This is a genomic window from Mycobacterium sp., from assembly GCF_035633495.1.
Lineage (GTDB): Bacteria > Actinomycetota > Actinomycetes > Mycobacteriales > Mycobacteriaceae > Mycobacterium.
In genome coordinates this window covers 1-6,585 of record NZ_DASQEU010000170.1, presented here as the reverse complement: position 1 = coordinate 6,585, position 6,585 = coordinate 1, and the positions used below count along the sequence as shown (strand labels likewise).

General features: G+C 67.5%; 5 protein-coding genes, 2 tRNA genes and 1 pseudogene. 4 read left to right on the top strand and 4 right to left on the bottom strand.

The features are described 5' to 3' along the window. Position 1 precedes the first annotated feature (1 nt). The 3 genes from VET27_RS24790 to VET27_RS24780 all read right to left on the bottom strand — a co-directional run bounded on the left by VET27_RS24790 (position 2) and on the right by VET27_RS24780 (position 2,571). Positions 2–661, bottom strand: a complete 660-nt coding sequence (locus tag VET27_RS24790) for a class I SAM-dependent methyltransferase (RefSeq protein ID WP_526522455.1) — start codon at positions 659–661, stop codon at positions 2–4. Between the two features lie 463 nt (positions 662–1,124). Then, a complete protein-coding gene (locus tag VET27_RS24785; RefSeq protein WP_526522453.1) occupies positions 1,125–2,324 on the bottom strand; it encodes an aminotransferase family protein in 1,200 nt (399 codons plus the stop codon). 173 nt (positions 2,325–2,497) lie between these two features. Further along, positions 2,498–2,571: transfer RNA gene (locus VET27_RS24780), tRNA-Gly, on the bottom strand. A 97-nt stretch (positions 2,572–2,668) separates the two neighbouring features. On the opposite strand from VET27_RS24780, the gene VET27_RS24775 reads away from it, so the two are divergent. Next, positions 2,669–2,745: transfer RNA gene (locus tag VET27_RS24775), tRNA-Pro, on the top strand. A gap of 72 nt (positions 2,746–2,817) precedes the next feature. Here the strand turns inward: VET27_RS24775 and VET27_RS24770 are convergent. Next, the gene (locus VET27_RS24770; RefSeq protein ID WP_526522451.1) at positions 2,818–3,198 is read right to left on the bottom strand and encodes a VOC family protein; all 381 of its coding nucleotides are present in this window, start codon (positions 3,196–3,198) and stop codon (positions 2,818–2,820) included. Positions 3,199–3,443: 245 nt separating this feature from the next. Between VET27_RS24770 and tig the strand changes: the two are divergent. From tig to VET27_RS24755, 3 genes and pseudogenes are all read left to right on the top strand, one after another. Then, positions 3,444–4,838 (top strand): annotated as a pseudogene (tig, locus tag VET27_RS24765) (trigger factor); the annotation flags it as partial. A gap of 502 nt (positions 4,839–5,340) precedes the next feature. Next, positions 5,341–5,922, top strand: coding sequence for a ClpP family protease (locus VET27_RS24760; RefSeq protein WP_526522457.1), 582 nt, complete (start codon positions 5,341–5,343; stop codon positions 5,920–5,922). A gap of 49 nt (positions 5,923–5,971) precedes the next feature. Further along, on the top strand, positions 5,972–6,585 hold a 614-nt coding region (locus VET27_RS24755; protein ID WP_526522449.1), incomplete at its 3' end, for a ClpP family protease.

Genomic DNA, 6,585 nt, shown 5'->3' with positions numbered 1-6,585 from the left:
ATCACGGCGACACCGCAATACCCAGAGAATATGCACCGCCGAATTTCGGCGCGCCTTCCCCGTAGAATACGTCGAGTTCTTGGACGACAAATCCCGTCGAATTCAGCAGTTCGACGATTGACCGGGTGAGGTGGCAGCCGGCGAAGATTTTCCGCTGCAACGGTTCCAGTCGCCGCTGCCAGCGACGCACGTCCTCGTCCGGTGCCGATCCGTGCTCGACGAAATGTAACCGGGCGCCGGGCTTGATCACTCGCCGGAGTTCCTGCAACGCCGCGATCGGGTCCGGGATGGTGCACAGACTCCAGGTCGACACCGCGCCGTCAAGAGTGTGGTCGCGGTAGGGCAAGGCCTGCGCGTCCCGTGCGGATCGTTCCACGGGCACTCGCGTACCTTGCAATCGCTGTTGCGCCAGTCGCCATGCGATATCAGACGGTTCGACGGCGGCGACAGCGGTCACGGCAGCCGGGTAGTGCGCGCAGTTGAGCCCCGACCCGAATCCGACGTCCACGACGCTCCCGACCAGCCCGGCGCAGACTCGACGGCGGAGCGGGTCGGCGGTCTTGGCCGCGCACGTCAGGTTCACCAGTCGCGGGACGACATGCTCGACGTAAAATCCATGGGTCCTTTCGGTCGCGGGGTGGCGTGCCGTCCGTGGCGTCATGACTTTCGCCCAACCATGACGACATGGTCGTCGGGATTTCGCCGTTCGGGCAGGCCGGCCCATTCGCGATGCAGGTCGGCCCGCATTCCTGCCGACTCAGGCGCATTGCGCAGCATGATCATCGGCCTGACGTCTTGTGACATGAATTTCACTGCCTCCTGTTCGCTGGGGAAGGGGCTCGCCCGCGACGGTATCCCTGGCCAATGGGAGATGCACCCTTGATTCGTCCACGGGCCGCCGGAGATGGCTCTCGGAACCCCCGTTGGGCCCGAAACCCACGACAGCAGTGGCTGATCCGTGGTCAGAAACCCGATCACCTCCTCGCGATCCGTCACCGCGCCGGGCGGCGTCAGTCGCGTAGGTCACGCAATCGCTGACCTGACGACTCGTTCGACGAACGGCCCCGGCATCCCGTCACAGGGTATGCCGGGGACGTCGTCGTGCGGCAATCGAGCGGCCGGAATCAGCCCAGCGCAGCCCCGATGCCCGCCACCAACTCGTCGACCTGCTCGTCGGTGATCACAAATGTGGGCGAGATCTGGATTCCGCCGACCCCGACCGCCCGGGTTGCGATCCCATGGCCGCGAAGGCTTTTCGCGAGCGTGAGGGCCGCCGACGCGTCGGTCAGCTGCACCGCGGCGACCGCTCCGGTCCCACTGCGGACCTCAGCCACCGCGGGATGATCGGCGATCGGCGCGAGTGTGTCGTGCAGCGTGGTCTCCAACCGCGCCGAGGCAGTGAGCAACGACTCCCGCTCGATGATGTCGAGATTGGCCATGGCGGCGGCCGCCGCGGCTGCGTGCCCGCCGTAGGTGTAGCCGTGCCGCCACCAGACGCCGCGGTCCGGGTCGAAGAACGGTTCGGCCACTTGGGGCGCCACGAAGACCGCGCCCATTGGAACATAGCCCGACGTGAGACCCTTTGCGGTGGTCATGATGTCGGGCTGCAGGTCGAACCGGGTCGAGGCGAACCAGTGCCCGCCGATCCGGCCGAAGCCGGTGATGACTTCGTCGGCGACGAATAGGATGTCGTGCTCCCGGCAGATCTGCCGTACCTCGTTCAGGTAGCCATTCGGCGGCGGGTAGATCCCGCCGGCGCCGATCACCGGCTCACAGAAGAATGCGGCAATGTGATCTGCGCCGAAGGTCTCGATGGCCGACAGCAATGCCTTGCCCGAATCCCACACAACAGTGCGGACGTCAGGCATCAATTCGCCGTAACCCTCGTTGTTGACCGGAATACCGGCCAGCGCCGTCCCGGCGACGTGCATGCCGTGGTAGGCCTTTTCCCGCCCGATGACGATCGTCTTGCCGGCCCGTCCGCATTCCCGCCAGTACCGGCGGGCCAGTTTCACGGCGGTGTCGACGGAATCGGAGCCGCCGGAGGTGAAGAACACCTTGCTGCCCGGAACCGGCGCGATCGCGGCCAGTCGTTCGGCCAGCGCCACCGTGGTGTCGACGGCGTAGTCGCCGAAGGTGGAGTACGCCGCGATCCGGCCGATCTGCTGGGCGACCGCGTCGGCGATCTCGGTGCGTCCATGCCCGACGTTGGTGAACCAGAGTCCGGCCGTCGCGTCGAGATAGCGGCGGCCTTCGGCGTCCCAGATCCAGGCGCCGTCACCGCGGGCGACGACGAATTCCCCGTCACGCTCGACCGCGCCCATGCTCGCGAACCCATGCCACAATGCACCCACGACGATCCCACGCTTCCTCAATCGTTCGGAGCACCGACCGTACCGTCGGCCCGGCCCGGGGCAGGACGCATGGGTGCGTCGGCGGCTGGAGTAGGCCGCGGCCGCCGCCGACTTCGAACTCGTGCCGAGCCCGCGAACAATGCTGGAGCGGGCGACGAGAATCGAACTCGCGTAATCAGTTTGGAAGACTGAGGCTCTGCCACTGAGCTACGCCCGCGGTGTACCGGCTGGCACCGATGCCTGATGATGGTAACTCACTCGCTACGCTGCTCGAGTCCCACCTGACGGCTCCGGGCGGTCGGGCGGGTGAACGACGGGGTGTAGCGCAGCTTGGTAGCGCATCCGCTTTGGGAGCGGAAGGCCGCAGGTTCAAATCCTGTCACCCCGACCAGTCCGAACCGGTCGCGACCGGTCGCGATCCCACCCGCTGCCGAGGCTCGGAGGCTGCCGCCGGCCGCCGCGGTCATCCCGCGGGCGCGGCCAATTGACTGATCACTTGGTCCCAGCCGTCCGGTGTGGTCACCTGGACGAAGGTGCCGTAACCCTCCTCGACGGGCGACGTGACGACCGCGCCGAGGGAGACCAGCCGGGCGTGGTACTCGGCGATGTCGTCGACCACGATGGTGAACGGCGCCGGACCCGATCGGGGCGCCCCCGGGAAGTCGTCGGCCTGCAGCAGCGCCAGCGCGGTCTGCCCACCCGGCGGGGCGACCTCGACCCACCGCGATCCCGGCCACATCTCCGCGTCGGTGCGCAGCTCGAAACCCATCACCCCGGTCCAGAAGGCGATCGCCGCATCCTGGTCGGCCACGTACTGGGTGACCGCGCTGATGTACATGCCCATTCGCTGACAGTAGGGCCGACCACGGTGAGGAGAACAGCACCTCTTCATCGACCTGACGAGCCCGAACGGTGCGTTCCGTCCCCGCGGCGGCGGACCGGCGGCGCTGTGTCGCCTAGAATCAGCGGCGGCTCTGCCGGCCGTGCCTGTCCGACAGCGACGGCGCGGCTCCCCGCGACCGGCGGCGTCCAGTAGCGCAGCCAGCCAGGATCCACTCGTCCTCACCCCCGCCCCAAGGAGTCCCGCACGTGAAGAGCACTGTCGAGCACCTGAACCCGACCCGGGTGAAGATCACCGTCGAGGTTCCGTTCGACGAGCTGAAACCGCATTTCGACAAGGCCTACGGCGCGCTCGCCGGGCAGGTCAAGATTCCCGGCTTCCGGCCGGGCAAGGTGCCCCCACGCATCCTGGACGCTCGTCTGGGCCGCGGCACGATCCTCACCGAGGTCGTCAACGACGCGGTCCCGGTCAAGTACGGCGAGGCGGTCAGCGAGGCCAACCTCACCGTGTTGGGTCAGCCGGAGATCGAGGTGACCCGGATCGACGACGGGGACGCCCTGGCGTTCACCGCCGAGGTCGACGTCCGGCCCGAGATCACCCTGCCCGAGCTCGACGGCATCGCGGTCAGCGTCGACGACGTCGAGATCACCGAGGTGGACATCGACGAGCAGGTCGAGGCGCTGCGCGAGCGGTTCGCCACCACGACGGCCGTCGAGCGGGCGGCGGCTTCAGGGGACCTGGTGACGCTGGATTTGTTGGCGAGCCTGGACGGCGCAGAACTGGCCGACGCCACCACCGAGGGCCTGAGCTACACCATCGGCTCGAACGACCTGATCGACGGCATGGACGACGCCGTGACGGGGCTGTCCGCCGGCGAGTCGGCCACCTTCACCACCAGGCTGGTGGCGGGTGAGCATGCCGGCAAGGACGCCGACGTCACCGTCACCGTCGGCACCGTGTCGGAGCGGGAACTCCCGGCCGTCGACGACGACTTCGCGCAGTTGGCCAGCGAGTTCGACACCGTCGAGGAGCTGCGCGCCGACCTGGCCGACAAGATCCGCCGGTTCAAGAACCTGTCCCAGGGCTCCGAGGCCCGCGACAAGGTGCTCGAGGCGCTGCTCGACGCCACCGACATCCCGGCTCCGCAGGGCATTGTTGAGGCCGAGTTCAAGGCGCGTGAGCATGACGCGATCCACACCTTCGACCACGACGAGGACGCCTTCGTCGCTCAACTGGAGCGCGAGGGGCAGACCAAGGACGAGTTCGAGACCGAGATCAGGACCGCCGCGGTTCGCGCGGTGCAGACCCAGCTGCTGCTGGACGCGCTTGCCGAGGCGAACGAGGTCGGGGTCAGCCAGGAGGAGTTCGCCGAGCGGGTCATGTACAACGCCCAGCGGCTGGGCATGAGCCCCGACGAGTACTTCAAGCGGGTCCAGGAAGCCAACCAGCTGGCCTCCATCTTCGCCGAGGTGCGTCGGGGCAAGGCGCTGGCCGGTGCCGTGGAGAAGGCGACCGTCACCGACTCGTCCGGGACAGTGCTCGACGTCGCGGCGCTCTTCGGCGTCGAAGACATCGTCGAGGTCGAGGAGATCGACGACGATACCGTCCTGGCGGGCGAGCTGGACGAGGACGAGGACGAGCTGGACGAGGACGAGCTGGACGAGGACGAGGACGAGTTCGAGGCCGAGCTCGACAAGCTGGAAGAAGAGCTGGACGAAGAACTGAGCGATGACCAGGCCGATGCCGACGTCATCGACGTCATCGACGGGACCTTCGAGGTCACCGAAACTGTCGACTCCCAAGTGGACTCCCCGGCCGACACGCCCGACGGCGAGTCCGAGGGCGCGCCCGGCACGCGGGCGGATTCCTGAGTGACCCGCGGGCCCCGCCTGGTCACGCCGTCAGCGAACAGAACCTGGTCGGGGCATCACCGCCGTCCGTGCCTGGTTACTGTCGGGTGACGTCCTCCGGATCCGACGGGCGTTCGCCCAGCTGATCCGGACGCGGCTCGTCCACCAGCCCCTGCGATGTGGATCATCGAAAGAGGAGATGTCAGTGAGTCACCGCCACCCCCTCGCGGGCCATGGGGCCCTCGGGGCCATCCAGGCCCTCGAGGCTATTGCCCCCGGGCTCAGCGCGCCCCTGATGCGCAGCACCCCCGGACTGAATCTGTCCGATTCGGTGTCCGAACGGCTGCTGCGTGAGCGGATCATCATCCTCGGCTCCGAGGTGCGGGACACCAACGCCAACGAGATCACCGCCCAGCTGCTGCTGCTGGCCGCTGAGGACCCTGACAAGGACATCACCCTGTACATCAATTCCCCGGGTGGCAGCGTCACCGCGGGAATGGCCATCTACGACACCATGATGCTGATCGAGCCCGATGTGGCGACGACAGCGATGGGTCTGGCGGCGTCGATGGGGCAGTTCCTGCTGACAGCCGGCGCGCCCGGCAAGCGCGCGGCGCTGCCGCACGCCCGGATCCTGATGCACCAGCCGAGCGCAGGCGTCGGGGGTACCTCCTCGGACATCGCGATCCAGGCGGAGATGCTGAACCGCTCGAAGCTGGAGATGGCCGAGCTGATCGCTCAGCACACCGGGCAGTCCGTGGAGCGGATCACCACCGATTCCGACCGCGACCGGTGGTTCACCGCACAGGAGGCGTTGGAGTACGGGTTCATCGACAAGGTGGTCAGCCGGGCCGCCGAGGCCCCGGCCGAGAACTGACCTGGCCGGTGCCGGGACAGCCACACCCAGAGCAAAGGAACGCCTGACGATGAACGAGAGCTACCCCGCCGGCGTGGCCCACGGGCACGCGTTGAACCTGCCCCAGGCCCGCTACATCCTGCCGTCGTTCGTCGAGCGGACGAGCTACGGCGTCAAGGAATCCAACCCGTACAACAAGCTCTTCGAGGAGCGCATCATCTTCCTCGGCGTGCAGATCGACGACGCCTCCGCGAACGACGTGATGGCCCAGCTGCTGACGCTGGAATCCACCGACCCGGACCGCGAGATCATCATGTACATCAACTCGCCGGGTGGTTCGTTCACCTCGATGACGGCGATCTACGACACGATGCAGTTCGTTCGTCCGCACATCCAGACCGTCTGCCTGGGTCAGGCGGCATCGGCGGCCGCCGTGCTGCTGGCGGCCGGCACCCCGGGTCGGCGGCTGGCCCTGCCGAACTCCCGGATCCTGATCCACCAGCCGGCCACCGAGGGCGTTTACGGACAGGTGTCCGACCTGGAGATCCAGGCACACGAGATCGCCCGGATGCGCAGGGCGCTGGAGGAGATTCTCTCGCGGCACTCGAACAAGACTCCGGACGAAGTACGCGTGGACATCGAACGCGACAAGATCCTGACCGCGCAGGAGGCCAAGGACTACGG